This is a genomic window from Pseudophaeobacter flagellatus (assembly GCF_021228235.1).
GTDB lineage: Bacteria > Pseudomonadota > Alphaproteobacteria > Rhodobacterales > Rhodobacteraceae > Pseudophaeobacter > Pseudophaeobacter flagellatus.
Window position 1 is genome coordinate 423,208 of sequence record NZ_JAJQRG010000001.1, and the last position, 26,330, is coordinate 449,537.

The following is a 26,330-nucleotide window of genomic DNA, read 5'->3' on the forward strand; positions in this document are numbered from 1 at the left end:
AAAAGCTGCACCCTAGGGGTAATCCCCTAGGGTGCATAGCTTTTTTAGTGACAGTACCGGGCAGGAACGATCCGCAACAAGCTTTACGCTACGTTCTCGAGCGAGACCTTGGGAGAGAGGCCGAGGGCAAAACAAACATCGCGGGTCAGCTCGGGGCGGTTGAGAGTGTAGAAATGCAGTTTCTTCACCCCTTCGTCGAGCAGGTCTGAGCACAGCTCGCTGCAGATCGCCGTGGCCAGCAGGTCTTCGCGATTGTCGCGGGTGGCTTTTTCAAAGGCGTCATCTATCCAGGCCGGGATCACAGTGCCGCAGCGTTTGGCAAAGTTGCGCGCACCTTTCCAGTTTTCTATCGGCAGGATGCCTGGCACCAGCTTATCCCCATCAATGCCGGCCTTGGTGCAGGCATCGCGGAAACGCAGGAAGGTATCTGCCTCAAAGAAAAATTGGGTCAGGGCCTCATCGGCACCGGCGTCCAGCTTGCGCTTGAGCCAGTCGACATCTGCTTGGGCATTTGCCGCTTCTGGGTGTGGATCGGGATAGGCACCAACGCGCAGGGAAAATTTACCCGTCGCTGCCAGCGCCTCAATCAGTTCCACCGAATTGGCAAATCCATCAGGGTGGGGCACAAATTTTCCGGTATCCTTGGGGGGGTCACCGCGCAGTGCCACGATTTCGGTGACACCCACTGCGGCAAAGTTTTCCGCGATTTCTAGAGTTTCGGCGCGACTTGCATCAACACAGGTCAGATGCGCTGCCACATTGAGCCCAGAGCTGCCATGCAGGGTCTTCACGGCATCGCGGGTCAGGTCGCGGGTGGTGCCGCCCGCCCCATAGGTAACCGAGACAAAGCGCGGATCCAGCGGTGCCAAGGTCTGTACGGTATCCCAAAGTCGAAAAGACGCCTCCAGAGACTGGGGTGGGAAAAATTCAAATGAAATCTCAGGGCTCGTCATAGCTGTGCTCTCCGTAGGATTTCCCTCTTGTTGCATGTGCAGCATTGTGAGACAATTTCATAATTCTCAAGAACAACATGAGTAGATATGAAGTTATGCACATCGAGTTTCGCCACCTGCGTACGATAAAGGCCATTCACGAGGCTGGCGGGTTGGCACGCGCGGCCGAGCAGCTCAACATCACGCAAAGTGCATTGAGTCATCAAATCAAAGGTCTGGAAGATCAAGCCGGAGTCGAACTTTTCAAACGCCGCTCCAAGCCGATGAAACTGTCGGCGGCAGGGCTGCGATTGCTGCGGCTGGCCGAACAAGTGCTACCCCAGGTTGAGGCCACCTTGGCAGAGTTTTCCTCTCTGCGCGACGGCCACACTGGACGGATGCATATCGCCATTGAATGCCACGCCTGTTTCGAGTGGTTGTTCCCTGTGCTGGAAGCCTTCCGCAAGAGCTGGTCGGATGTCGATGTGGATATTCGACCCGGTCTTGCCTTTGACGCACTGCCAGCCCTGCAAAAACAAGAGGTCGATCTGGTGGTCTCTTCCGATCCCGAAGATATTCCCGGCGTCGATTTTATCGAACTGTTTGATTACAAAGCGGTGTTTGTCGCCTCTGCGCAGCATCCGCTGGCTCAGAAAACCTATGTCGAGGCCGAGGATTTTCTTGACCAGACATTGATCACCTATCCGGTTGAAAAATCGCGGTTGGATGTGTTCAGCCAGCTGCTGATCCCGGCGCGGGTCGAACCCGAGAGCATTCGGCAAGTGGAGCTGACGGCGGTGATCTTGCTGCTGGTGGCGTCAAACCGCGGGGTTTCGGTCCTGCCCGATTGGGTGGTGCGCGAGGTGAAATATTCGTCCGATTACGTCACTCGCCCGCTGACCAAGGGCGGAATTACCCGCCGTCTCTATGCGGCGATCCGCAGCGAAGATCGCGAAAAACCCTATATGCAGGAACTTATTCGCCTGGCAAAGGTCGAGGCACGCAAGCTGCAACAGCAGTAGGTGGCGCTTCGCTTGAACTGGCTGCGGATACCGGGGGATCCCCCGGTGCCCGCAGAGATTACCCGTATCAGATCAGTTTGACGATCTGCTTGCCGGTGTTGCCGCCGTTCAGCATGGCCATAAAGGCGGCAGGAGCGTTTTCCAGCCCTTCGGCCACATCCTCGATAAAGCGCAGCTCGCCTTTGGCCACCAGCGGGGCGACCTCTTTCAGGAATTCGGGGTAGCGGTCAAAGTGGTTTGATATGATAAAACCGTTCACCGACAGGAACTTGACCAATATATTGCGCCAGATGCTTGGCCCGGTAAGCCCTGCTTCCGTGGCCCCTTCGCCCAGCCCCCCGGCGTTGTACCAGGCAATCATGCCGCAGATCGGAATGCGGCCATTTGGATTCATCAGCGGCAGAACGGCCTCTAGCACCTTGCCGCCGACATTCTCAAAATAGATATCAATGCCTCTGGGGCAGACCTCTTTCAGGTCTTTGCGCAGGGCGCGGGCATCGGCATAGGCGCGGTGATCGAGGCAGACATCAAAGCCAAAGGTGTCAACGGCAAGCTTACATTTTTCGGCACCACCTGCGATGCCCACAACCCGCAGCCCGGCCTGTTTTGCCAGTTGACCCACCATAGAACCCACCGGCCCGGTTGCGGCGGCCACCACCAGGGTTTCACCTGCCTGCGGGCGCCCATAGGCGGATAAGCCATGCCATCCGGTAAACCCTGGCATGCCCAGAACGCCAAGCGCCGCCGTGATTGGCCCCTGTGTGGGGTCAATTTTGCGCAGTTCTTTCGCGGGCAGGCAGCCGTGGCTGGCCCAGCCAAACATGCCAAAGGCAAAATCGCCAACCTGGAAATGCGGGCTGTTTGAGGCAATGACCTCGCCAACGGCGCCGGCCTCCATGCGGCCGCCGATGGGCACTGGTGCGGCATAGGATTTCGCATCATCCATACGGCCGCGCATATAGGGGTCCAGCGACATATAGTGCAACTTTACAAGCACTTCGCCTTCACCGGGTTCGGGCAGAGCGACCTTTTCCAGCCGGAAGTTTTCTGCCACTGGTGCGGCCTCGGGGCGGCTGGCCAAAACGATTTGTTGCATTTCACCGGTCATCTCTGTCTCCTTATTGTGGTCCAACGCAGGCATTGCCTGCGCAGAGGGCGTTTTTTGGACTCTGTCGTTCAGTTTGGCTTTTGACAACTGTAGAGCTACTGTGACCCTGCGGAAAGCCCAACTAGGATCTGACACAGCCAGGGCCACTGGGCTTGATTTGATGCGCTATTGACCCTTGGCAAATGGAGGCTTGCCGCGTATAGGCACGGTTTGACCGACATCTCCCCGAGCACAACAGGATCCAGCAGACATGATTGGCAGCGCAAACCTCAATGTGATGATCAAAGCGGCCCGCAAGGCTGGCCGGTCCCTGGCAAAAGACTTTCGTGAGGTTGAAAACCTGCAAGTCTCCCGCAAGGGCCCTGGAGACTTTGTGTCCAAGGCGGATATCGCTGCCGAAGCGATTCTGAAGGAAGAGCTGATGGGCGCGCGCCCCACCTATGGCTGGCTGGCGGAAGAGGGTGGCGAAATCCCTGGTGACGATCCAACCCGTCGCTGGATTGTCGATCCGCTGGATGGCACCACCAACTTTTTGCATGGCCTGCCGCATTGGTCGATTTCTATCGCGCTGGAACACAAGGGCAAGGTCATCGCCGGTGTGGTCTATGACCCCAGCCGGGATGAGCTGTTCTTTGCTGAAAAAGGCGCGGGTGCCTGGATGAACGAAAGCCGGATCCGTACCTCGGGTCGGCATCGTCTGATCGAATCCATCTTTGCCACCGGGCTGCCTTTTGCGGGCCGTGCTGATCTGCCCGATACCCTGCAGGATCTGGCCCGCCTGTTGCCCGCCTGTGCCGGTGTGCGCCGCTTTGGCTCCGCTGCGTTGGACATGGCCTATGTGGCTGCCGGCCGTTACGATGGCTTTTGGGAACGCCGCCTGAATGCCTGGGATCTGGCTGCGGGTATCATCATCGTGCAAGAGGCTGGCGGTCTGGCTGAAGCCATCAATCCAAGCGACAGCATTGTTGAGTGCGGTGAAGTTGTCTGCTCCAACGAGCCGATCTTTGAAAGCTTTGCCAAGGTTGTACGCGCCTGATCGATAGGCTTTTTGCCCAGCCACTGGCTGTACCTGACGATATATAGTCTGAGCCTTCCGAACCGGGCGATACAGAGACGAAACCTATGACAAAAGCGCGTCCTTTGAGGCGCGCTTTTTCGTTATACGGTGCCGGGTCTATTTCCCCCAGGGGCCGGGCCGCCGCCGTTTGTGCGGCAGCCGCGGTATGCGACTGGCGCTATAGGTATACTGGGTTGCAGGGTTGGGCGGCAGGCCATGGGTGCGCGACCAAAAGGCTGGCCCGCCACGGCGTAACCAAAGCGGCAGGATCAGCACCAGCCCCACCGCAAACCCGCCGGCATGGGCCCAATAGGCAACCCCGCCCTGGTCGGGATCCGAGCCCAATCCGCCAAAGATCTGTAACGCCAGCCAGAGTCCCAGCATCAATGCGGCGGGCACGGTGATGATGCGAAAAAAGATGATTAGGATCAGTAGGATATCGACGCGCGCCTTAGGGAAGAGCAAGAGGTAGCCCCCCATCACCCCGGCAATGGCCCCCGAGGCCCCAACGGTGGGGACCTGCGAGCCTGGCGCGGCCAGCACATGGATCAGCCCGGCGCCAATGCCGCAGGCAAGGTAAAAGGCCAGAAAGGGCAGGTGCCCCATCTCATCCTCGAGATTGTCGCCAAAGATCCAGAGAAACAGCATATTGCCGCCCAGATGCATCAGTCCGCCATGAATGAAGACAGAGGTCAGCAGTGTCGTGGAGCCCTCGCCACGGGCAAGATTGGCTGGGATAATGGCATAGCTCTGATAAAACTGCATCAGGGCGCGGGGATCATTACCCAGGCCGGAATACATCAGATAGGCCAGAACATTGGCCGCAATCAGCCCGTAGACAACATAGGGCGTACCGGCTGATGGGTTATGGTCACGCAGCGGAAACATGCCCCGACGCTGAGCCGATTTTGGCCCAGCGTCAAGGGGTTATCAGCGAGCCAACCCAGCACTGGGGGTCAGGTTGCGCCGCCCAGCAGCGCCGCATTCCCGCCCGCAGCAGTGGTGTCGACGCAGACATGGCGTTCCGCCAATACGCGGGCGCGATCCGGCAGACCTGGAATCAGGGGCAAAATGGGACCGTCCCGCATGGCCAGACTACGCTCGATCTCGGTGGCCGTTTTGCTGTCACCCCACCACAGAACCCCGGCGATGCCTTCGGCCTGTTGCAGCTCTTGCACGTTCAGCGGACCCTGTGCCTGCAGCGCGGTACCGCCAAGGTCGATCACCGCCTGCACCTGTGCAGCCACGGTCTGCACCCCAGGCCCGAGACAGAGCAGCGGCGCGCGGGGCAGGGTGGTCAGCCGGTTCGATTCCCCGGTGGGACCCGGCAAGGAGGTGGTGACACTGGGGCCCGGCGTGCCAGTTGGCTTTGCGCGCGACAGAGGCACTGGTGCGGTCGTCTCCCATTCATCACTTGGGGTTTGACGGTCTGGAGCACAGAACCGGGCCAGGTAGTTCGGCCCCCCCGCCTTGGGGCCGGTGCCCGAGAGACCTTCGCCGCCAAAGGGCTGGCTGCCGACAATGGCGCCGATCTGGTTGCGGTTCACATAGATATTACCGGCGTGAATGCTGTCGCAGATATGCTGCACCCGGTCGTCAATGCGGGTGTGCAGGCCAAAGGTCAGCCCGTAGCCGGTAGCATTGATATCCGCGATGACCTGGTCCAGATCTTTTGATTTGAACCGCGCCACATGCAGCACCGGGCCAAAGATCTCTTGTTCCAGATCGCCAATACGAGAGACCGAAATCAGGGTCGGGGCGACAAAGGTGCCGGCCTGCGGGGTGTTCACCTCCTTGAGCACCCGGCCCTCGGCGCGGGCCTGGTCGATATGGGCCAGGATGACAGCACGGGCATTGGCGTCGATCACCGGGCCGCTGTCGACCTCCAGGTTCCAGGGGTCCCCGAGGTGCAGCAGATCCATCGCGCCTTTCAGCATGGTCAGCACAGCGTCGGCGATGTCTTCCTGCAGGTAGAGACAGCGCAGCGCCGAACAGCGCTGGCCCGCAGATTGAAAGGCGCTTTCGACGATGGCCTGCACCGCCTGTTCGGGCAGCGCGGTGCTGTCGACGATCATCGCATTCAGCCCGCCAGTTTCAGCAATCAGCGGTGCGCCCGGTTGCATGTGTTCTGCCATGCTGGAGCGGATGCGCAGGGCGGTCGCGGTTGAGCCGGTAAAGGCGACGCCATGCACCCGGCGATCCGAGGTCAGTGCGGCACCGACAACCGCACCAGCACCAGGCAGAAACTGCAGGGCGGTGCGCGGCACCCCGGCTTCGTGCATCAGGGAAATGGCGCGATGGGCAATCAGTGGCGTTTGTTCGGCTGATTTGGCCAGCACCGCGTTGCCAACGGCCAGCGCCGCCGCGATCTGACCCGAGAAAATCGCCAGAGGGAAGTTCCAGGGCGAGATACAGGTGAACACACCGGCGGGTTCCGCATCGGGAATGCGGGCGGCGTAGTAGCGCAGGAAATCCACTGCCTCGCGCAGTTCGGCCACGGCGTCGGGCAGGCTCTTGCCGGCCTCGCGCGCCAGAATCGCAAAGAGCTCGGCGTAGTTTTCCTCAAACAGATCGGCAGCGGTATTGAGAACCGCAGCCCGCTCTGCCGCGCTGGCCTGCCAAGGTGTGGCGGCCTCAAGGGCGGCCTCTACGTCTGCAGCGCTCGACGGGGTGACCTGGCCGACGTTGGTGAAATCCGCAGGGTTGGACACGTTCTCGGGCTGCGAGGGGGTAATCTCGGCGGCAATCAGCGGCTCGGACAGCCAACTGTGCTGACGCCAGGGGTCGCGGTCTTCTTCGATCCGGGCGAGGGTAGGGGCATGGCCCAGGTCAAACCCGATGGAATTGGGTCGTTCCGGCGCGTAGAGTTCAGGCCCGGTGGGAATGGTATTGGCGCAGTTGGCGGCGTCCAGAAAGGGATCGGCCGCGACGATTTCCGGTGCCACATCTTCATCGACGATTTGGTTGACAAAAGAGCTGTTGGCGCCGTTTTCCAGCAGACGCCGTACCAGATAGGCCAGCAGATCCCGGTGCGCCCCCACGGGGGCATAGATGCGGCAACGGGTCTGGTTCTGTTCCAGCACCATATTGTGCAGGGTTTCGCCCATGCCATGCAGGCGCTGAAATTCATAGCTGTCGGCATCACCTGCCATGTGCAGAATGGCGCTGACAGTATGGGCGTTATGGGTGGCAAACTGCGGATAGATCCGGTCTGTCATGCCCATCAATTTGCGGGCATTGGCAATATAGGACACATCGCTCAGCGCCTTGTTGGTGAAGACCGGAAAGCCATCGACGCCCTCGACCTGGGCCAGCTTGATCTCGGTATCCCAATAGGCGCCCTTGACCAGGCGGACCATAAAGCGGCGGTCGTGTTTTTCCGCGAGATCATAAAGCGCATCAATCACCAGGCCGGTGCGCGGGCCATAGGCCTGTACCACGACGCCAAAGCCTTCCCACCCGTTCAGAGATGGTTCAGAGACCACCGCCTCTATCACCTCAAGCGAGAGCGACAGGCGGTCGGCCTCTTCGGCATCGATGTTCAGCCCCATATTGGCTGCCTTGGCCAGCAGCGCCAGCGCTTTGACGCGCGGCACCAATTGTTCCATGACGCGGCCTTCCTGGGCCAGCTCATACCGGGGGTGCAGCGCCGAGAGCTTGATCGAAATGCCGGGGTTCTTGCGAATGTCATCGCTGTCACAACCGGCAGCAATGGCCGAAATCGCCTTGGAATAGGCCAGATGATAGCGGGCGGCATCCGCCTCGGTCCGGGCGGCTTCTCCCAGCATGTCGTAGGAATAGGTATAGCCCTTTGCCTCCATGCCGGCGGCACGTTTCATTGCCGATTCAATGGTTTCTCCCAGAACGAACTGGCGGCCCATTTCCCGCATGGCGCGGGCTACGGCAGTGCGGATCACCGGCTCGCCCAGGCGTTTGATGGCGCCGCGCAGGGCCCCCACCGGGCTGCGATCTTCATCCAGAACTTTGCCCGTCAACATCAGGGCCCAGGTCGAGGCATTGACCAGTGAAGAGGAGGAATGACCCAGGTGTTTGCCCCAGTCAGAGGGGGCAATCTTGTCCTCGATCAGCGCATCAATGGTATCGGCATCCGGCACCCGCAACAGGGCTTCGGCTAGGCACATCAGGGCGATACCTTCGTCGGTGGACAGGCCATATTCCGCGAGGAAGACCTCCATCAGGCCGGGGTTGGAATGGCCACGGATGTCGCGCACAAGGGCAGCGGCACGGGTGCAAATCGCCGCGCGATCGGCCGCGCTTAGCGCGGCGGTACTACACAACTGATCAAACATATCCTGTTGATTGACATAGGTTCCGGCATCAATCCGGTCACGCAATTTGCTGTGCAGGTTCATCTTGAGGCTCCAATCTTTTGCGGAGGGTGTTTTGCTAGCTTTACTGTCTTTTATTCGGGACAATCTCCCGAAGGTGTGGCAAAACGTGATCAATCGTATCGCAATTTTGGTCAGAGGCAGGCTGAATGGATTTATCTGATCTGGATCGGTTTGACCGAGAGATTCTCAATGTACTGGGGGGCGATGGGCGTCTCTCTATTGCTGATCTAGCGCGCCGGATCGGCCTGTCAAAATCGCCGACGCAAACCCGGCTGCGTCGGCTGGAGCTTGGCGGCATAATCACCGGGTATCGGGCGCAGATTGATCCCATTCGACTGGGGCTGGATCATATCGCTTTTGTGGAGGTCAAACTGGAAGACACCCGCGAGGCGGCGCTGTCAAAGTTCAACGCGGCCGTGACGCGCATCCCCGAGATTGAACAGGCCTATCTTATGGCCTCTCATTTTGACTATCTGCTGCGGGTTCGTACGCGGTCCATGTCGGCCTATCGGCAGGTGCTGGGCGAAAAGATTTCCTCTCTGCCCTATGTGGCTGCAACCTCGACCTATGTTGCGATGCAGGCGGTCAAGGAAGATGCAGGCCTGGCACCGATTTAACGCCTGCCTGCGCCCTGCGGGTGGGATGCAGCCTGATCGAGCAGACCGACCCGGGCGGCCATCTGTCCAGGGCAGGCCCCGCTGGCAGATCTGTAGCATTGCGCGCAAAAAGTTGATTTGCCAGCCCCGGCTTAGTTTTGCAGCCTGTCTGTATGACCTGTGCTGATGTTCTTTCCGTTCTGTTGTCTCGTTCAGCAGCGTGGCTGCGCTGTCTTCCAGCGCCGCGCGGGCACCACCCTTGTTGGGCCTGCGGCCTCTCTCTCTTTCTTGTGGTGCCTGTGCTGACGGCAACTGCGGGGGCAGGGCTTGCCCGTTGCCCATCTGCCCAGGACCATTCCGTTGCCTTGGATGCGCTGATTGCAAAGGTGCATCGCGCGTCTGATGAGGCAGAGGCTCAGGCCCTGTTCAATCAGATGTGGGCGTTTTGGGCGGATGCGCCGGATGCCCAGGCCCAGGCGATCCTGGATCGCGGCATGATGCGGCGCTCTGCCTATGATTTTGTCGGTGCGCTAGAGGATTTCGACAGGCTGATCGCCTATTGTCCTGCCTATGCCGAAGGCTACAACCAGCGGGCCTTTGTGCATTTCCTGCGCCAGGATTTTGCCGCTGCCCTGCTGGATCTGGATCGCACGCTGGCCCTGTCATCGCGCCACGTTGCCGCACTTAGCGGTCGCGCCTTGGCTCTCTATGGTTTGGCCCGTCTGCCAGAGGCGCGGGATGCGCTGGGGGCGGCCCTGCGGTTAAACCCCTGGTTGGCAGAGCGCAGCCTGGCCCTGCAAGGCGGCCCCCTGGCACCGGAAGCTCTCGATAAGGTCACGCCTGAGGACCGCGAGCTTTAAGAGGGAACGCGGGTTTCGCCCAGGCCCGCTGATCTGGCCCGGAGTGTTTGCTGATAGGCTTTGCAGCAATGCGAAAAATGCTCATCTTGCGAGAAAAACGAATTGTACCCCAAGGGTTAGGCCGTTAGATATTTGAACCAAGGCGCAGACCTGTTCTGTGCTATGGTTGCGGGCGTGATGGAATGGTAGACATACCAGACTTAAAATCTGTTGGGCCTTGTGCCCGTGTGGGTTCGAGTCCCACCGCCCGCACCAGCATCTAAACCGACGTGAACGGTTTTGAACATTTATCCTTATAAAATAAGAGTGTTACGGATTTTTGTGAACTGAGTGACTACCCATGATGTGCAGGAATGTGTATCCGTTTACGCATATTTTCCGCACGGTGCGTAAATCATGGCCTCTATTCGTAAGCTCAAATCAGGATACCGAGCAGAGATTGCCCGCAGGGGTATCCGAAAGTCAAAGGTATTCCCGACAAAGCAAGAGGCCAAGGATTGGGCCGCGCGGGCAGAATATGAGATACTGCACGGCGATAAGATCGCTGCCAAGCTGGCATTGGGTGAGCTGTTTGACCGCTATGCCCGAGAGGTGTCGCCTTCTAAACGTGGTCACCGATGGGAAGTCATCAGGCTGGAGAAGTTTGGGCGAGATCCTATTGCTCAAATTCGCCTGGAGGATCTGTCTGCTAAAGACTTTGCCAAGTGGCGGGACAAGCGGTTGCAGGAGGTCGCTCCTGCCAGCGTCATTCGAGAAATGCAGCTCATGTCTTCGGTCCTGACTGTTGCGCGGCGCGATTGGGAGCTGATCTCAATAAACCCGCTAAGCGATGTGCGAAAACCTGCCAAGCCTCAACCGCGTGATCGATTGCCAACCCCTGCCGAGATCGAGGCGATGCAGTTCTGCGCGGGTGAGGACCTGAGCAAAGCTACAGCGCGGGCTTTCCATGCGTTCAAATTTGCGATGGAATGCGCCATGCGCGCGGGCGAAATCGCAGGGCTGGAGTGGGATCGCGTCGATCTGGATCGCCGGGTGGCTCTGCTGACCCACACAAAGAACGGCAGGCCGCGCGAGGTGCCTTTGTCGACCAGGGCCGTTGAGCTCATAAGAGCGTTGCCGGAATTGGATCCCGTGTTTGGCCTGTCGTCTCGTCAGTTGGATGTGTTGTTCCGAAAGCTGCGGGACCGGGCAGGTGTGAAGGGGCTGACTTTCCATGATTCCCGCCATGCGGCCATTACAGCACTCTCAACCAAGCTAGATGTGTTGGCGCTTGCTCGGATGGTGGGACACACAGATTTGCGGCAATTGCGGGTGTACTATAATGAAAGTGCCGAAGAGCTGGCCAAGCGCCTTGATTAGGCGTTTGAAATTTGGGTAGCTGTGTCGGCTCTGCGCAGATAGCGACATTTGCAAAGTTTGGCCGTTGCGCCAGAGCGGACACTGGGCAAAGATGCGGCTAACGGCGGTTGTGAGCCACTTGGACCAATGCCGTGCTATGTACGAACATCCACTCTTTATTGGCAGGTAAAAAGGTGACAAAACCTGAGGTGGTTTTGCCAAGAATTTGTAGCACAAGACGTTTTCAACGTATCATGTGGACATAAAGCGAGTGATAAAAACGACCGTTTTGGGCAGTGAGCTATTGGCCAACTCGAGTGATCTGATCTTGGTTACTAATAAACAATAACCGTATCGCCGCCGAAGAGAATTTCGTTCTGTTGCCGCTGCCGTTCAGCTCTTATCTGTTCAACTTGAAAGCAGGTTTGAGTATCGCCATTTTGGCAGGCCTGCTGTAGGGCGACAAATTCTGGGGTCTGTGGGTCTTGGACTTCACAACCCGTCACCAGCATCAAAACTGAAACCATCAAAATGCGTTTCATAGTATGTAAGTACCTCATTTTTTGAAAAGCTATCTGAAACCTGATCACGACTGCCTTTGCAGTTATAGACGTTAAAAACTGTAGGGCATCAACTTTGCAACTGAAAACCATGATTTGTAAGTGTTATCGTTGCCCAGAAACCTGAGCTTATCTGCGAATGGCCACAAACAACCGTTTCTTCCCGGCCAGATTTCTCGAGAGCCGACTTTGGCGCACCAGCAGCGAATTCACACTTTGTCCCGCACACTACCAGTTCGCGGCGTGCATGGACAAGGTCTGCTATATGCAGATCCGTGCCAATGGCTGTTGAGGCGCTTCGGGTTGAGTGCAGCGAATCCCGGGTGAGAGGCTAGGTGAGGTCATTAGGATTGGCTTCTGCCAGTTACACTTACATCCGGGACGAAGCATCACATCAAGGCCATCAATGAAGAAAAGAAAGACGGGCCGCTTTTCACATAATTCTGCGACCATCAACACAGAACTGGGGACATTCAACGGTTGCCCCAGTTAGTCCATTAATCGCTACCAACGCTAAGAGCGTGACTTAAACTAGGTCACTCAGTGGCGTAACGGGCGGAGTGGATAGCGATGTTACCGGTCGCTTCTACACGTTTCACTTCGCCAGCCTTCTCACTGTCGAAGAAAAAAACAACGTTGTAGAGCGTGTGCTCGCCAATATCAGTCTTTGCCACGATTATATGCGTATCGCCATCATCTAAACGACAAACCCCATGCAACTCGCGCTGGCTGATACCTTCAACATGTGAGACCTTCTGCGATGAACTGGCAAAATCACCCTTGCAAAGGCCCGACATGAATGCCAGGTCCTCACTGTCGGTCGCCCTTAAGTCTCCAGTCGGACGGTGCGCCGTAAGTGTGCCAGCCAGAACTCCAAGATCGTCAGAGGCCCAAAACACCGAATCCGCCCCAAAGCCCAAGTCTTGTATCTCCGCATCGCTCAAATAGGTAGCATCTGACACGTCAATTGATGTAATCATATTGCTGGCAATTTGGAACAGTGCTCTTTGGCTCAGCCCGCCCTGTTGGCTTAGCGCTTCTGCGTAATCATAGTAGTTAGATGCACAGCTATATGTACGTTCAAGAGCCACCTTTGTTCCCGTAAGATCATAAACACCTGAGAATTGGCGGCCATCAATCTGCATAGTGCGACCCATCTGAATGAAGCGCATCGCTTGGTCAAAGTTCGGCATCGACAGCGTGACCATTGTTGATGAGACAGGAGTTGCAGTTGCATAAATCGGTGGCCTGCGATCAACATATATTGTGACAGGAATGTTTCTGGCGATGTCAAAATTGAAATCGTCGTTTGACACGCCGACCACCAATTTCTTTTCCTTCGTAAATGAAATTAAGAGGGTATCACCTGACTTGTATGGTGCTGAAACTACGCAATGTGAGAACCGACCGCTCTGGCTGTCGGTGTAAGCGGCACCTTCCCAAAGCTTGTACCCATAGTCACTGCCTCGAATGTACTCAGCAGATGCCGCGGTGGAGATCAGACAAGCAGATATAAGTGCTAGAATGCGCATAAGCTCTAAGTTCCTCTTTTGTCGCATCCATAATATCTCGATTCAGGCCAGAAAGTCGACCATTAGCCAAATGCTTTTGCGTTTAGGTCCGTTTGCGGCAGAGCAAGCGCCTCAACTTTCCCGCACAGTTCAGAAAACGGGCTAGGACAGTGAGGCCGCAAGCCTAAGTATTTGTTGAGCTGCGCGACCTCGGGCGGCGGAGAAATATCATACTTCGACCTTTGCCGAATACCGCAACGAAGATCTGCATCCTACCAGTTCACCAACCGTGCGGCGAAGATCAGCTACCGCAATTTCCAGCCAAGGTCTGTGGGTCCGCATTGGGCTGGCAGTCGCCATTCATCTGTGGCGAGCATAGAATTATGAAGGATGGGGCGAGCACTTAGATATCGAGGTTTTTGACCAACCCTTTGTTGCGTTCCAGCTTTCCAGCTCTGACCCAGCGGCGGACTGTCGCTTCTGACTTCCCCGCCTTTTGGGCGTATTCCGCGACTGTGATCCACTTAGCCGGCGGGCTGATTTTGGACGATAGGAGTAGCTTCTTGATCTCGGTCAGTTCGTCCTGAAGACGTGCGAGGGCGTCAGCATCTACTGCAATGAGTTGCTGTGTCATTTTAGGTTCCTGGTTCGCGCTGCAGTAACAGCTGGGGTGGTTGTTGTGTTAGGAGGCAAGTTTGTGAGCCATGGCGTGATCGCCCCATTGGGTTGCCATAGCGCTGGCAATGCCGGGGAAGGTCTTGCTGCGGATCTGCCAGCGCAGCTTGCCCGGTGGGGCGCGGTGGATGGCAGACCAGCGCTTGTGGTCTTCTGTGCCTTTCTCGGGCGGTGTCAGCTTGTTTGTCGGGATCAGCTTGGGCAGGCCGCGCAGGTAAAGGCCGGTCGCCTTAAATGCGGTTCTCCAAGCCAGTGCGGCTGCAAATGTTGGGCAGCGGGCTGAAAGTTCTCAATCCGCTGTTTTGCATGTATGTGCATCACTGGGTTTTCCACCGCTACGCGCGGGATCGGCGCATTCCAGCAGGCTGAAAACAGCGCGGCACCTTCATCGAGGTCTGCCCACATTTCGGCCAGACTACGCCCCTTTGGGGGCTGGTGCAGCCAGCGCACCCCGCTATTGCAGAGCCGGGTGCAGGGCAGGTGCATGACGGCGAGCAGATCCCAGCCCATATCCAGCACCTCGCGCACGTCGCATTGCATGTGGGGTTGCTGCGGTCCTGTGCGGGCAGCAGATCGCAGGACTAGGCGTCATGGCCGCGATCGAGAAAGGCGCGTCGCACCGCGCCGCTGGTTTCGCAGCCGATAAGAACTTTCAATTGTTTCATGGGGATCTTAGTCTTTTCCTGTGGCGCGGCGCATACGGCGGATACTGCGGCGCATGATGGCGGCGCGTTCGTCACGCATGGATGCGAGCGCTTTTTCCTTACGCTGGATCCGGCTGTGCAGCCGGGCAAGGCGTTCAAATTCTTCCGGGGTGGCGTGATGTGTCCAGGGTGCGCTGAGGCCGAATGGCTCTTCCGTGGGCGCGGTTGTGGTCCGTAAGTGATGGTCTTGCAGTTCCGCGCCCCTGGTTGCAGCGCTCATGCTGCGGGTGTGTCGGGGCGCTATGCCTTGGCCGTTGTAGGGGCAATCCGGCCTGCCATCGGTTGCGCGGCGGTTGCGGGCGGTCGATCAGATGCTGTGGGCGCAGGCGCTGCGGGTCGAACCCCTGACCGCGCGCGGCCTTCATCGTTGCCCAGGCGGTGGTGAACAGCTTGGGATCGTCAATGTGATCTTCGGGCGATCCGGCGATGTGCTGGGCATCGCGCAGCAAGGTATTTGATTTGTCCCCCGTATCAATCCTCCATCGGTTGATGTGAGAATTGATACGGGGGACAAATATCCCTTTCTGTGGATTGTGGGGATGAAATTCCCCATAAAGTTTTGATCGCACCTGTCTAGGTAGCTGCATAGTAGAGGAAAAAGCCGGCTATCCCGGTGACGTTACCAGCCCGCCATCATGATACCGCCGGAAAAATCCAGCTTCCGGCGGTCCAAGGTTGGGGTGCAGCGCATTTAACCGGAACTCATTCGTAGTTGCCGACTGGCTTGACGGTACCACCTGCGGCCGCAAATTTGCCGTCAAGCCAGCTATAGGCCGCGAAGCAGAATTCATTGCCTGTGGCGTCACAGCTTGTTCCGTCCTGAACCATAAGCAGAATGGCCTTGTTTCCAAGAGAGGTGGTGATATTGCCAAGCCCCGTGAACGAAAAGTGCGCGTAGGGTACTGCTGGATCCGGGGTTGAGACAAAGACGTCGATCATTCGTCCCCCGGAGAACCCGTGGAACATGGTCGCGGAGGTTGTGCAATTGAACACTCCGCCATCAATGATCGGATCTGTTATACCATCGCCGTTGAAGTCTGCGACGTACTGGGTTCCGCCAGGGTTGGTAATAAGCTCGCCGCCATCAAACTCGGCGCAGAGGCTTTCCCGGTCCTCGATCAGCTGTCTGAGGGTTGAAGCGAAGCGCTCACCTGCAGAAGCGATCATTTGTTCCTTGAAATTGGAGGGTTCCCCTGAATCCTGAGCGAGAGAAGGGGCGCCGATTGCAGTCATCAATGCTCCGATAAATGCGGTCTTAAAAAACAATGACTTGGTATTTCCCATATCTAACTCCAGTTTAAAGATCGGGATGGCTCCCGCGCAACATTGTTCTTGCCAAGGAGGCAGCGACCTTCATTTGAGGCTGGCCAGTGCCAAGGCCGGAACACGCGCTGCTGTTCCATGGCCTTGTGATGTGGGGCCAGGCGTATCCAGAAACAAGGCGTCTATGCTTAATGAGTTAACTATATGGCGATAATAAACCGGAAGGTTACTCTTCGGCCCTGCATACTTTTTAAATATCACGTTGTGTTTGCAGCATGAAAACTAAGTACTAACTGTTGCAGTGGGCTCACAGCCGCCATGCGGCGGCGCGGTACCTAGATCGGCATCCTCGATCGACATGACGGGCACCCCAATCGTGACCTCGTTGAAGGGCTCGGCCATGGCGGCACTGGTCAAAAACACGCTCGCCGTGGCGACTATCATCAATCCACGCATTATGGGGCCACACCGGTTAAATCCTCAGCAAGCATCAGCGCATTGCCATCAGGATCATAAAACGTTGCGGTTTTGACCATGCCTTCGACGACGCCCGTGTCGCCATCGAACTTCACGTCGGCTTGTTCCAGCTCTTGCCTCGCAGAATCCAAATCAGCGATCCCAAAAACTGGCACACAGTTGCCGGGTACGGGTTTGGTGTGTTCCCCAAAACCGATTGTTACACCGGGTGTGTTTGTCTGCATCTCGGACCACCCAGCCTCATCAGCATGGTAAATCAGCTCAAATCCTAACATGTCTTCGTACCACTTCGCGCTTGCGTTCCGGTCTTTGACCGACATGGCAATTGTAATCGTTTGATCTACTGAAATGAGCGACATGGGCTTCCCTTTTCATTCTAAATATAGTAACTATAGATTATGTACATTGGCTTACTTGTCAACATCACTTCAAGGGCTTGGGCGTTACCAATTCTTGCGCAACTGGACGCTGGCATTTCCGGTCGGCAAGCGCCGTTACTGGCTGCAACCGGTGCGGGCAGGACTGCCTTCGCCCAAAGCATGGATCATCTAATCACGATAGGAATGGTTGAGCGAAATCCTGGCCATGGTCATCCATTGCGCCCAGAGTTCCGGCTAACCCAGATGGGAATATCTGCCGCCAAACTCGCCAGCGAAATCAACCGCGTTTCAAAAGAAGAAGATCAAGACCTGCTGCGTCGGTCGTGGACGCTTCCTGTTTTGGCATCCTTGCACTCCCCGCGTCACTTTGTAGAGATCAAACGAGAGCTTTCGCCGATAACAGATCGCGCCTTGTCACAGTCGTTGAAAACGATGGAAACAAGAAACTGGGTCTGCCGCCAGGTTGACAACCTGACGCGACCGCCTCGGTCTCGATACTCCGCAGTGAGCTCTGGCAAAATAATCAGTGAAGCCACGGCGTCTGCGGTTACTTTCATCGAGTAAAAACGGTCATTTAATGAGAGACTACGAGGGGCGGCAAAGACCGCGTCTTTCCAGTTCGATTATGGCGCAGCGAAAGTCAGGTCTGGTGTCGGTTAAGGGTTCGGTAGATTGTTGGGCGAGATACGGAAAACACTTCGGCCAGGTCGCTGATTGAGTAGTCTCCGGTGGCGTGCATGCGGCAGAGTTCTTTCTGTTGCTTGTCAGATAGCTTTGGCTTTTTGCCGCGAAGTTTTCCTTTGGCACGAGCGATGGCCATGCCTTCGCGTGTGCGCATGCGTATAAGATCGGCTTCGAATTCGGCGAAGGTAGCTAAGATGTTGAAGAACATCTTTTCCATGGGATCAGTTGGATCGTAGACAGAGGCACTCAGAGCCAGCTTGACACCTTTCTCCTGGAGCTGGTCGGAAATGGCGCGGGCATCTGGCACAGAGCGGGCAAGCCGGTCGAGCTTGGGCACGACAACCCAATCGCGAACCAGCCGCGCATACTGGCGCGTGCCAATGTGTGGGCTGTGAGTTGCCATTCGATGACTTTGGCGTTAGGTCGCGAGAGTTAGAGATCATTCGCTCCTGCAAAGCGGAACTACCGAGGATGCTGCGTCTGTCACAAAGGCCGCCCATGATTGCATCAAGATTCGGCGGCGGTCTAACAAATCAGAGCGGGCATAGGCGCGTTCCACTTTGCCGCCAACAATGCGGTTTCAGCAACGTCATAGTTTGCAGCATCCGTATTCTGGAACCAGGTGCGAAAGCTGGTTCGCATACCGTGCGGCGTGGCATTAGGTGCAATCTTTCTCAGCACCTTGGCGACTGCCACATCTGAGATTCCGCCGGGGATAGCGCCGGGAAATATGAATGAGCTACGCCGCCATTCCTCAGCCCTGGCGACAATCCCTAGGGCTGCATCGGACAGGGGAACTCGAAAATCTGATGCGGATGCGATAGTTTCTTTCATCCGCTCTTTGGGGACGGTCCAGATGTCGCTGTCGATCTCGTTAAATCGCTCGCCCCTTATTCCTGACGATCGTACCAGTGTCAGAATGTTAAAGCGCAGAGCAAGGTACGAAGAGTCATTGCGGTCACGCTTCTTTGCTTCAAGAGTGGTGAGCTTGTTTCTAGCCATATCTGGCCCCCATTTTGGATCCCGCTTCAGGAGAATTATTCCAGAGGATGGCGGATCAACTTGGGTGATTTAGATATGAAAACAAGAAGCAAGCAAACTGAAAGAGATTTTGTCTGACTTAGTTGCTGTGCGCACTGCCCGCACCATTTCCTTTTGATACCGCGCTGTAAACGCTTCACTTTTTCGCACTGCAATTGGGTAGCCCCCCAGATGGCCCCCAGGCTAGGCGAGACTTCTCACACCAGCGTCAGGTGTTCGGACCAGCCTTGGGTCTCTAGCGGTTGTCTGGCGCTGTCGATCATTGATCAGTCTTACCTCAATGTCTGGTGCTGCCATTGCATGCATAAGCGCATTGTAGTTCATATGAAATCTCACTTCGGATCCCACCTTCAGCATGCCTTGGTTCGCCCCAATGACCAGATGATCGCTGGTTGCGCCAAGCAATGTGCATCCTGCAGGCATTGAAAGCCCCAAAATATCCGTGTCTTGACGCCCTATGGCGAGGATAAGACGGGTGGAGGCCCCGCTGGGTGGAGCAATGCGAAACCTTGCCAGAGCTGGATCAACTATGGCGATGGGCAAAGGCGCAGGTTTTTCACTCGTTTCAATAACCTCGGTGATAAGCGTGAAGGCGTCCGTGTGCATCCCGTGAATTGGGTCGCCAGACACGGGTTCAACGCCCAGAAGTATGGCCTCACCCAGTCTTAGGTCGTTGATACGGCCAGTAAATTGTTCTTTGAATGCCCAAGGCAGGTTGGCAGAATTGCCACCGGACACGGTTTTAAGGATTGGGCCGCACCCCCCCTCGATCTCGTTCGCCAGGGTGCCAAGCGCGACCATTTGAGCCGCAGTAGGGGCGACCCCGCTCAAACAGGCAAAGTTTGCGCCGATGCCTTGCAACGCAACCCCGGGCATTTTCATAACCTGCTGTGCAATGTCAGCTAGGTTCTCAGGCAATATCCCATCGCGCTGATCGCCCATCTCGACCATCAGAATGATACCGTGAACCCTGCCTTTGCGGATCGCGGCGGAGGCTAGGGCTGCAATAATGACAAGCTCTGTATTGTAGCTTGCTTCACAGAACTGCACGACCTGATCGGCCTGGCTTAACATCGGTGTTCGGATCAGAGTGACAGGGCATATGATACCTGCCTGACGTAACCGCCGCACATTGCTGATACGTGCATCCGCAAGCGCCACGGCGCCACCGTCCAGCATGGCCCGGGCGATTGCTGGATGCCCGCAAACAGCCTTGATAATGCCTGTGATGTCGATGCCATGCGGGCTCAACCGTCGAGCGAGCGTATGTGTGTTGCGACGTATCTTGCCGAGATCAACTTCGATGCGCGGGCAGCTCATATCGCTACCATTGATGACCTCTGCGTCAAACCGGGGTATGCGGCAACCACCATCGCAAGCAAATGTGCAACGGGTCGGGCCAGCGCATCTGTCACAGGAACCCCGAGTTTGTGTGATTGTGCCGCGATGGTATCGGTGATTTCGGGGTCTGTCATCCCCTCGTGATTAAGCGTGACGCCGATGACCTTTGTATCGGCAAAGGCTTCGATCAAAGCGATCTCACTAGCAGGGGCAGGCATTGGAAAATTGGGAAAGTCGCAGCGATGTGCACGTTTGGGGGCGTGCTGAAGGATGACCGCATCCGGCTGGCTACCGCGCAGGATAAACGCGGATGTGCAGAACGCGGGATGGCTTAAGGCGCCCTGGCCTTCGATCACAATGACATCGGGTTGTTCCGCTTCAGCAGCCGCAACAATCGCACCTTCCAGCTCGCCACAGCAGAACTGGGGGGGGACGGCATCCATTGCGACACCGTATTTTGCGCCCTGCATTAGGCCGGTTTGCCCCGTGCCGACAAGTACTGTCTTGATGCCCTTCGCGTTCAGGGCTTGGGTCAAAACGGTCGCCGTTGTCCGTTTCCCAATGGCGCAATCGGTCCCGAGAACCGCAATGCGCAAAGCTTTGACACCAGCGATACTGCCATCGAACAACCGCATGTCCTTGCTCGGTTTTGGTTTGCGGATATCGCGGATCGTGACATCGCGGTCAGATGCGGCGTTGGCAATTTCAAAATCGTCGCTCAGGTATTCATGCAAGCCGCTCACAATATTCATGCCAAGCTTTATCGCGTTCAGGATAACGCGTCGATCCGCAGGCAAGAGTCGCCCCGTCGAGGGGGCCATGCCATAGATCAGCGTGTCGGGAACGACGGGTTCATGGGCAACTGCGGCCTTCAGATGACCAAAGACCGGTATGTGGTTCACCGCATCGTCGAGAATAAGTCCGCTGTCTTGTCCGCTATGGGTGCTGTCGATGACTGACAGAATCCTATAGGCCTCTGAATGGCGCACAAGGCCGTTTGCGGTCTTGCCATCGATTTGGGCAAAGTTGCCCTCGCAATATATGACTGCTGATGGCGGTGCTGCGAAGTGAGTGTTTGTAGCCGAAAGTTTGGGTTTGACCTGGGTCATTGGTGGCGCTTGCGCCCCGTTGACTGGACGCAGGATGGTGTCGACGGGTTTAGATTTGACTTCCATTGTAATTCCCTTTTGCGATTGTGACGGAATACAAGCCCGTCCTCCCCAGCAGATGTTGTCTTCTGTGTTGTTGCGCCGTGCGCCTAGTTCTTTAGAACGCATCGACCCTTTGAATTGTGGAAGTTCCTGTCACATTCCCACCCGTTACCTGATCTGTTCAGATGTGCGTGTTCTGGAAGGTCGATCAATTCGCATGTCTCGCCAGAGACCGCGTATCCACGCTCGCATTTCCACCCCGTGTCATGGGTTGCGTCGGAGAGATATGCATTTTCCGGGACCGCGACGGCTTCGCACAGGCCAGCCTGTTCAAAGAAGCCACGCTCACATGTCCAGGGCTGCCCGTAGCTTGATGTGTTTAGATATGCGTTGTCAGGAACTGCAATGATGACGCAATTGTCGTCTTTGGCCTCAAAGCCGCGTTTGCAGGCCCATGGGCTCCCGTATGACCCCTCTGCCAAATAAGCGTTTGCGGGCAAGATGATCTGCTGACAGCTGTCATCGAGTTTGAAGAACCCCCGCAGGCAGAGCCACCTTTCGCCTGATGGCCCCAGATACCCACCCTCTGGGACCACTACGGCAACGCAGTCGGATTGAGCATCGCTGCGAAAGCCATGAAGACATTCCCACCCCTGGCCATAGGTGCGGTTCGTTGCATAGGCATTCTCGGGCACAATTACAGGTTCGCAGGCCGTGGCGTTAGACCTGTAGCCAATGTTGCATTCCCACCCGTCGCCATAGCTCTTTGCACTGGCATTTGCGGGCAGGGATTGGGCGAATAGGGGCATTGCAAAAAGGAACAATACACTGACAGAGAGAGAGAAAAGGAGCATCCTCATCTGAATTCCAGACCATCCCCTTGCGCCACAAAATGTCTCGGGCTGAAATGTCTCTGTCTGTGGGAGCATCACGTTCGGATCATGACCCATCCAGCCCAAGCCCTTCAACACAGGCACCCGCGAGATCGCGGTTTGGCGCGTCAGAGCCAGGGAATGTTGCCCATCCCGTCGCCATCATGGCTTTTCTGCGATTGTAGGAGGTGGATGCGTCCTGAATTGTCGAGAGCTTCGCCGTGCGTTCTGGATCTGCTGCGGAGGCATTCAGACAGACCGGGACCATAGCCAAAGTCACTTCCTCAGCGGCATGTGTTTGCGCCATTACCCGTGCAGTGCCAGAAGTTGTCCATCCTCCCCAGTTGAAGCCAAGGATTGAGACTGCAATCGCGCCAACCAAAGCACCGTAAATACTGGGTTTCGTCCATTCTGGAAATGTCATTTTTGATCCTTTGACGGAGAAAGCGCCGCCTCACTATTTGTGTCTCTTTTGCGCAGGCCTGACTTGGTGTCAGACCATTTTGAAGTTGCGATGGCAGATGGGGCGCAGTTCGGATCCGCAGGTTTCCCGCGTGATCAGAAGATGCGTTTTGATCCGTTGGTAAGCCTTAGCCCTGAGGCTCTGCATACTTTCGTCCGTTGCAAAGACCTCATCGCAGCCTGGCGACAATTCCCCTGCGTATCCGGCCAAGACACACGGATAAGCAACGGTCGCAGGCGATGTGGTCGTGCACGATAACATCGGCAACCTTCCCAAACATCAAATCCCTGCTACAGGACGTGACAGCTGAATTTTCATGATAGAGGATTGTGGTCCGCTCTGGCCGCTTGCTGCGCCTATGCCTGAGAGAACCGCAATGTTCGTATCTGTCATATAGCCTTTTGGCACCGGAAATACAACGTTGGTGAATCCGGCTCCATTTCTCCGACCATCTCTGCACGAAAAAAGGTCAAGGTTTGCAAGCCTCCACCGTGAGTATCAGCAGAGACTTGTCCAGCAATGTTTTTTTTCGTTCGCCCCCCAGAAGAGGACATTCACTGCGTTGCAGAATATTGGCAAAATGGGCGTTCCTGCCCGCGGCACCGCAGCATGAAGCTGCGGCAGATCGTGTCAAACCGCTGGTTTTTCAAATGTCACTATCCTGCACTTTGCCGACCTTTGAGCTGCGCGCAGCATCAAGCACGACGGGCAAGCAGAACTGGATGTCCGGTTCAGGGGCGTCATGACCGTAGGGCGACCGTGCTGAAAGGAGGCCATCTCCAGCTTGCGCGCAGAGGTCCATTTCTGGTCTGCGGTTGGATGAGAACGCTGCCAAGGCGGCGGTTCGCGTGTTCAACAATCGGCGGCTGCCGGGTGGTATCGGCAATCCTCGGCTACCCCGGTCAGGTTCAGCAGTCGTTGAGCAAGAAAAGCCTGCATCGTGTGTCGCCCCCCAGGTGTGTGGCGGCCAGATTGACCGCTGCTCACCTGGGGGACAAAGCTAGGTTTCTTAACCCAAGACTGTCGTCACGGCGCGTTTGGTGGCGGCGACGACGGTATCTACCTCTTCGCGGCTGAGACAGAAGGGGGGGGCAAAGCCGAGGATATCTCCCTGCGGCATGGCGCGGGCGATGACGCTGTCCTGCGACAAGAGCGTAGCCGAGACCTGCGGACCGATCTTGTCAGCGGCATCAAAGAATGTGCGGCTGTCGCGATCCTTGACGAATTCCACCGCGCAGAGCATGCCTTCGCCACGGATATCGCCAACATGGGCGTGGTCGCCCAGGGCTTCTTGCATGGATTTCTGCAGGTAGGCACCCGTGCTGCCAGCGTTTTCCACTAGGTTCAACTCGTCGATCAGCTTGAGGTTGGCAACCCCGGCTGCCGCCCCGATGGGGTGGGCGGAATAGGTCCAGCCATGGCCGATGGGGCCATTTTCATCCGTGCCCTGTTCAAGCACCTTCCAAACCTTGTCCGACACAATAGATCCAGACAGCGGCGCATAGGCCGAGGTCAGCCCCTTGGCGATGGTGATGATATCGGCCTCAAGCCCATAGTGATCCGAGCCGAACATGGTGCCGAGGCGGCCAAACCCGGTGACGACCTCATCCGCAACCAGCAGGATGTCGTGCTTTTTCAGCACGGCCTGAATCGCGGGCCAATAGCCTGCGGGGGGCGGTACGATACCACCGGTACCCAGAATGGGTTCGCCAATAAAGGCGGCAATGGTATCGGCGCCTTCGCGTTCGATCATGGCTTCCAGCTCGGCCACGCAATGGGCGACGAACTGCTCTTCGGTCTGGTCCAGATTGTCACGGCGGAAATAATAGGGCGCTTCGGTGTGCAGCACCTGGGCCAGCGGCAGGTCGAACTTCTTGTGGAACAGCTCAAGACCTGTCAGCGACCCGGTCACCAGACCCGAACCATGATAGCCACGCCAGCGCGAGATGATCTTCTTCTTTTCGGGACGGCCGAGGATGTTGTTGTAATACCAGATCAATTTGACGTTGGTTTCGTTCGCATCAGAGCCGCCAAGGCCAAAATAGACCTTGGACATATTGGCGGGTGCGCGGTCCAGGATCATCTTTGACAGGGTGATCGATGCCTCGGTGCCATGCCCCACGTAGGAATGATAATAGGCCAGTTCTTTCGCCTGCGCGGCAATCGCCTCGGCGATTTCTTGGCGGCCATAGCCGACATTGACACAGTAAAGCCCGGCAAAGGCATCGAGCAGCCTGTTGCCGTCACGGTCTTCAATATGCACACCGCTGGCGGTTTTGATCACTCGGTTCGGGCTCTCTCCACGGGCGTGCTGGGCCAGGTGGGTCGAGGGGTGGAAGAAGTTCTCGCGGTCCCATTGATCAAGTTGGTCGTTTCTCAGCATTTTTTCTCTCCTCATGCCCAATCGCGGCAGACGTATTTGATTTCTGTAAACTCTTCCATGCCCCGACGCGCTCCTTCGCGCCCCAGGCCAGACTGTTTGGTGCCGCCAAAGGGAATGGGGGCACCGGTGACCTTGGTGCGGTTCACCGCGACCATGCCAAATTGCAGCGCACGGGACATCCGATAGATGCGGCGCGGATCATGGCTGTGCAGATATGCAACCAGCCCGTATTCGGTGTCATTGGCGCGGGCGATCACTTCTTCTTCGGTGTCAAACGGCGCGATCGCCGCCACCGGGCCAAAGGTCTCGTCCGACATAATGGCGGCCTCTTTGGGTACATCGGTCAGAACTGTGGGCTGATAGAACAGAGATCCCAGCGGATCGCGGGCGCCGCCACAGGCCAGCTTGGCACCTTTGGCCAGGGCGTCGGCGACATGCTCTTCCTGCTTTAGCACGGCCTTTTCATTCATCAGTGGCCCGATATCGGGGTCATCCATGCCGATGCCCAGCGACAATGTGCGGGTTGCGGTGGTAAAGCGGGCGCAGAAGTCATCATAGATGGCGCGTTCTACAAAAATCCGGTTGGCGCCCAGGCAGTCCTGACCTGAGGTGGCGAATTTGGCTTTTATCGTTTCAGCGACTGCCACGTCCAGATCAGCCCCTTTGAACACGATCACCGGCGCATGCCCGCCCAGTTCCATCACCAGTTTTTTCACGGTGTCGGCGGACTGACGATAAAGCAACCGCCCGACCTCGGTAGAGCCGGTGAAGGAGAGCGCCCGGACACGGGTGTCTTTTGTCCAAGGCTCAATCACGGTAGCGGCGCGGCCGGTGACCACGTTGAACACGCCCGCCGGAACGCCTGCCTTTTCGGCCAGTTCCGCCAAGGCCAGCGCCGAATGCGGGGTTTCCCCGGACGGGTGGGCGACAACCGTGCAGCCCACCGCCATGGCGGCAGCGGCTTTACGGGTCAGCATTGCGGCAGGAAAGTTCCAGGGGGTGATCATGGCCACCACTCCGACCGGTTCCAGCCAGACTTCGACCTCGGCATCGGGCAGGTGGCTGGTGACCCCTTCGATATTCGGACGCTTGGCTTCTTCTGCGTAGAATTCCACGAAGGAGGCCGCATAGTCGATTTCGCCGCGTGCTTCCGATAGGGGCTTGCCTTGTTCCAGCACCATGATCCGCGCCAGGTCTTCCTTGTGCTGCAGGATCAGGTCAAACCAACGGCGCAGAATGGCAGAGCGCTCTTGCGGCAATAGACCTGACCAGGCGGGAAAGGCGGCCTGCGCCGCATCCACTGCGGCAGAGGATTCCTCTGCACAGAGGCTGGCCACCTCGCCGATAACCGCGCCAGTTGCCGGATCGGTCACGCGGATGGTTTCACTCGAGGCAGCAGCACACCATTTCCCATTTACATAGGAAAAACTGCGCACCAAGGATTTGTCAGCGATATCATCGCGCGCAGAAAGGGCAGTGTTTGTCATCGGGCTCTCCTTTGTTGTCTGCCATTGTTGGCGTTTTGACCCAAGGAAGAGACCAAATATCAAAGGTTAAGCA

The 26,330-nt window shown here is 57.0% G+C and carries 25 protein-coding genes, 1 tRNA gene and 1 pseudogene; 8 read left to right on the forward strand and 19 right to left on the reverse strand.

Translation table 11 applies throughout. The annotated features are described in order from the left end of the window. Nucleotides 1-83: 83 nt before the first annotated feature. Entirely contained in the window at nt 84-953 is an 870-nt protein-coding gene (metF, locus tag LRK71_RS01965; RefSeq protein ID WP_232400706.1) for a methylenetetrahydrofolate reductase [NAD(P)H], read from the reverse strand. 95 nt (nt 954-1,048) lie between these two features. Between metF and LRK71_RS01970 the strand changes: the two genes are divergently transcribed. Then, the gene (locus LRK71_RS01970; protein WP_232401132.1) at nt 1,049-1,954 is read left to right on the forward strand and encodes a LysR family transcriptional regulator; all 906 of its coding nucleotides are present in this window, start codon (nt 1,049-1,051) and stop codon (nt 1,952-1,954) included. A gap of 67 nt (nt 1,955-2,021) precedes the next feature. On the opposite strand, the gene LRK71_RS01975 is transcribed toward LRK71_RS01970, so the two are convergent. Next, nucleotides 2,022-3,062, reverse strand: coding sequence for an NADP-dependent oxidoreductase (locus LRK71_RS01975; protein WP_232400708.1), 1,041 nt, complete (start codon nt 3,060-3,062; stop codon nt 2,022-2,024). Between the two features lie 250 nt (nt 3,063-3,312). Between LRK71_RS01975 and LRK71_RS01980 the strand changes: the two genes are divergently transcribed. Beyond that, a complete protein-coding gene (locus LRK71_RS01980; RefSeq protein WP_232400710.1) occupies nt 3,313-4,098 on the forward strand; it encodes an inositol monophosphatase family protein in 786 nt (261 codons plus the stop codon). A 138-nt stretch (nt 4,099-4,236) separates the two neighbouring features. Here the strand turns inward: LRK71_RS01980 and LRK71_RS01985 are convergent, their stop codons facing one another. After that, a complete protein-coding gene (locus tag LRK71_RS01985; protein ID WP_232400712.1) occupies nt 4,237-5,007 on the reverse strand; it encodes a rhomboid family intramembrane serine protease in 771 nt (256 codons plus the stop codon). Between the two features lie 68 nt (nt 5,008-5,075). Further along, the gene (gene putA, locus LRK71_RS01990) at nt 5,076-8,492 is read right to left on the reverse strand and encodes a bifunctional proline dehydrogenase/L-glutamate gamma-semialdehyde dehydrogenase PutA (protein WP_232400713.1); all 3,417 of its coding nucleotides are present in this window, start codon (nt 8,490-8,492) and stop codon (nt 5,076-5,078) included. A 125-nt stretch (nt 8,493-8,617) separates the two neighbouring features. On the opposite strand from putA, the gene LRK71_RS01995 reads away from it, so the two are divergent. The 4 genes from LRK71_RS01995 to LRK71_RS02010 all read left to right on the forward strand — a co-directional run bounded on the left by LRK71_RS01995 (nt 8,618) and on the right by LRK71_RS02010 (nt 11,286). Then, nucleotides 8,618-9,088, forward strand: a complete 471-nt coding sequence (locus LRK71_RS01995) for an Lrp/AsnC family transcriptional regulator (RefSeq protein ID WP_232400714.1) — start codon at nt 8,618-8,620, stop codon at nt 9,086-9,088. Between the two features lie 278 nt (nt 9,089-9,366). Continuing rightward, nucleotides 9,367-9,927 (forward strand): tetratricopeptide repeat protein, encoded by a 561-nt coding sequence (locus tag LRK71_RS02000; RefSeq protein WP_232400715.1) that lies wholly within the window; start codon nt 9,367-9,369, stop codon nt 9,925-9,927. A gap of 168 nt (nt 9,928-10,095) precedes the next feature. Continuing rightward, a tRNA-Leu gene (locus LRK71_RS02005) sits at nt 10,096-10,182 on the forward strand. A gap of 141 nt (nt 10,183-10,323) precedes the next feature. Further along, entirely contained in the window at nt 10,324-11,286 is a 963-nt protein-coding gene (locus LRK71_RS02010) for a tyrosine-type recombinase/integrase (RefSeq protein WP_232400716.1), read from the forward strand. A gap of 314 nt (nt 11,287-11,600) precedes the next feature. On the opposite strand, the gene LRK71_RS02015 is transcribed toward LRK71_RS02010, so the two are convergent. The 5 genes and pseudogenes from LRK71_RS02015 to LRK71_RS02035 form a co-directional block, all read right to left on the reverse strand. Next, the gene (locus tag LRK71_RS02015) at nt 11,601-11,807 is read right to left on the reverse strand and encodes a hypothetical protein (protein WP_232400717.1); all 207 of its coding nucleotides are present in this window, start codon (nt 11,805-11,807) and stop codon (nt 11,601-11,603) included. Nucleotides 11,808-12,361: 554 nt separating this feature from the next. Further along, a complete protein-coding gene (locus tag LRK71_RS02020) occupies nt 12,362-13,357 on the reverse strand; it encodes a hypothetical protein (protein WP_232400718.1) in 996 nt (331 codons plus the stop codon). A 382-nt stretch (nt 13,358-13,739) separates the two neighbouring features. Continuing rightward, complete coding sequence (locus LRK71_RS02025; RefSeq protein ID WP_232400719.1) at nt 13,740-13,970, reverse strand: helix-turn-helix domain-containing protein; 231 nt, start codon at nt 13,968-13,970, stop codon at nt 13,740-13,742. A 48-nt stretch (nt 13,971-14,018) separates the two neighbouring features. Next, nucleotides 14,019-14,583 (reverse strand): annotated as a pseudogene (locus LRK71_RS02030) (hypothetical protein). Nucleotides 14,584-14,683: 100 nt separating this feature from the next. After that, entirely contained in the window at nt 14,684-14,935 is a 252-nt protein-coding gene (locus LRK71_RS02035; protein WP_232400720.1) for a hypothetical protein, read from the reverse strand. Between the two features lie 91 nt (nt 14,936-15,026). Between LRK71_RS02035 and LRK71_RS02040 the strand changes: the two genes are divergently transcribed. After that, nucleotides 15,027-15,173, forward strand: a complete 147-nt coding sequence (locus LRK71_RS02040; protein ID WP_232400721.1) for a hypothetical protein — start codon at nt 15,027-15,029, stop codon at nt 15,171-15,173. A gap of 244 nt (nt 15,174-15,417) precedes the next feature. Here LRK71_RS02040 and LRK71_RS02045 read toward each other — a convergent pair whose 3' ends face one another. The 3 genes from LRK71_RS02045 to LRK71_RS02055 form a co-directional block, all read right to left on the reverse strand. Beyond that, nucleotides 15,418-15,999, reverse strand: a complete 582-nt coding sequence (locus LRK71_RS02045; protein ID WP_232400722.1) for a hypothetical protein — start codon at nt 15,997-15,999, stop codon at nt 15,418-15,420. A 261-nt stretch (nt 16,000-16,260) separates the two neighbouring features. Then, a complete protein-coding gene (locus LRK71_RS02050) occupies nt 16,261-16,434 on the reverse strand; it encodes a hypothetical protein (protein WP_232400723.1) in 174 nt (57 codons plus the stop codon). Next, entirely contained in the window at nt 16,434-16,814 is a 381-nt protein-coding gene (locus LRK71_RS02055; RefSeq protein ID WP_232400725.1) for a VOC family protein, read from the reverse strand. Before LRK71_RS02055 ends, LRK71_RS02050 begins: the two co-directional genes overlap by 1 nt. Nucleotides 16,815-16,853: 39 nt before the next feature. Between LRK71_RS02055 and LRK71_RS02060 the strand changes: the two genes are divergently transcribed. Continuing rightward, nucleotides 16,854-17,399, forward strand: a complete 546-nt coding sequence (locus LRK71_RS02060; protein ID WP_232400727.1) for a winged helix-turn-helix transcriptional regulator — start codon at nt 16,854-16,856, stop codon at nt 17,397-17,399. A gap of 76 nt (nt 17,400-17,475) precedes the next feature. Here LRK71_RS02060 and LRK71_RS02065 read toward each other — a convergent pair whose 3' ends face one another. From LRK71_RS02065 to LRK71_RS02095, 7 genes are all read right to left on the reverse strand, one after another. After that, the gene (locus LRK71_RS02065; RefSeq protein ID WP_232400729.1) at nt 17,476-17,922 is read right to left on the reverse strand and encodes a recombinase family protein; all 447 of its coding nucleotides are present in this window, start codon (nt 17,920-17,922) and stop codon (nt 17,476-17,478) included. 122 nt (nt 17,923-18,044) lie between these two features. After that, nucleotides 18,045-18,521, reverse strand: coding sequence for a site-specific integrase (locus LRK71_RS02070; RefSeq protein ID WP_232400730.1), 477 nt, complete (start codon nt 18,519-18,521; stop codon nt 18,045-18,047). A gap of 222 nt (nt 18,522-18,743) precedes the next feature. After that, nucleotides 18,744-19,880 (reverse strand): alanine/ornithine racemase family PLP-dependent enzyme, encoded by a 1,137-nt coding sequence (locus tag LRK71_RS02075; RefSeq protein WP_232400731.1) that lies wholly within the window; start codon nt 19,878-19,880, stop codon nt 18,744-18,746. Continuing rightward, complete coding sequence (locus LRK71_RS02080; protein WP_232400732.1) at nt 19,877-21,076, reverse strand: N-acetyltransferase DgcN family protein; 1,200 nt, start codon at nt 21,074-21,076, stop codon at nt 19,877-19,879. Before LRK71_RS02080 ends, LRK71_RS02075 begins: the two co-directional genes overlap by 4 nt. A gap of 915 nt (nt 21,077-21,991) precedes the next feature. Next, complete coding sequence (locus LRK71_RS02085) at nt 21,992-22,348, reverse strand: hypothetical protein (RefSeq protein WP_232400733.1); 357 nt, start codon at nt 22,346-22,348, stop codon at nt 21,992-21,994. Nucleotides 22,349-23,396: 1,048 nt separating this feature from the next. Then, nucleotides 23,397-24,770, reverse strand: a complete 1,374-nt coding sequence (locus LRK71_RS02090) for an aspartate aminotransferase family protein (RefSeq protein WP_232400734.1) — start codon at nt 24,768-24,770, stop codon at nt 23,397-23,399. A gap of 11 nt (nt 24,771-24,781) precedes the next feature. Further along, nucleotides 24,782-26,257 carry an NAD-dependent succinate-semialdehyde dehydrogenase gene (locus tag LRK71_RS02095; RefSeq protein WP_232400735.1) on the reverse strand — a complete coding sequence of 492 codons (1,476 nt, stop codon included), beginning with the start codon at nt 26,255-26,257 and terminating at the stop codon, nt 24,782-24,784. Nucleotides 26,258-26,330: the final 73 nt, after the last annotated feature.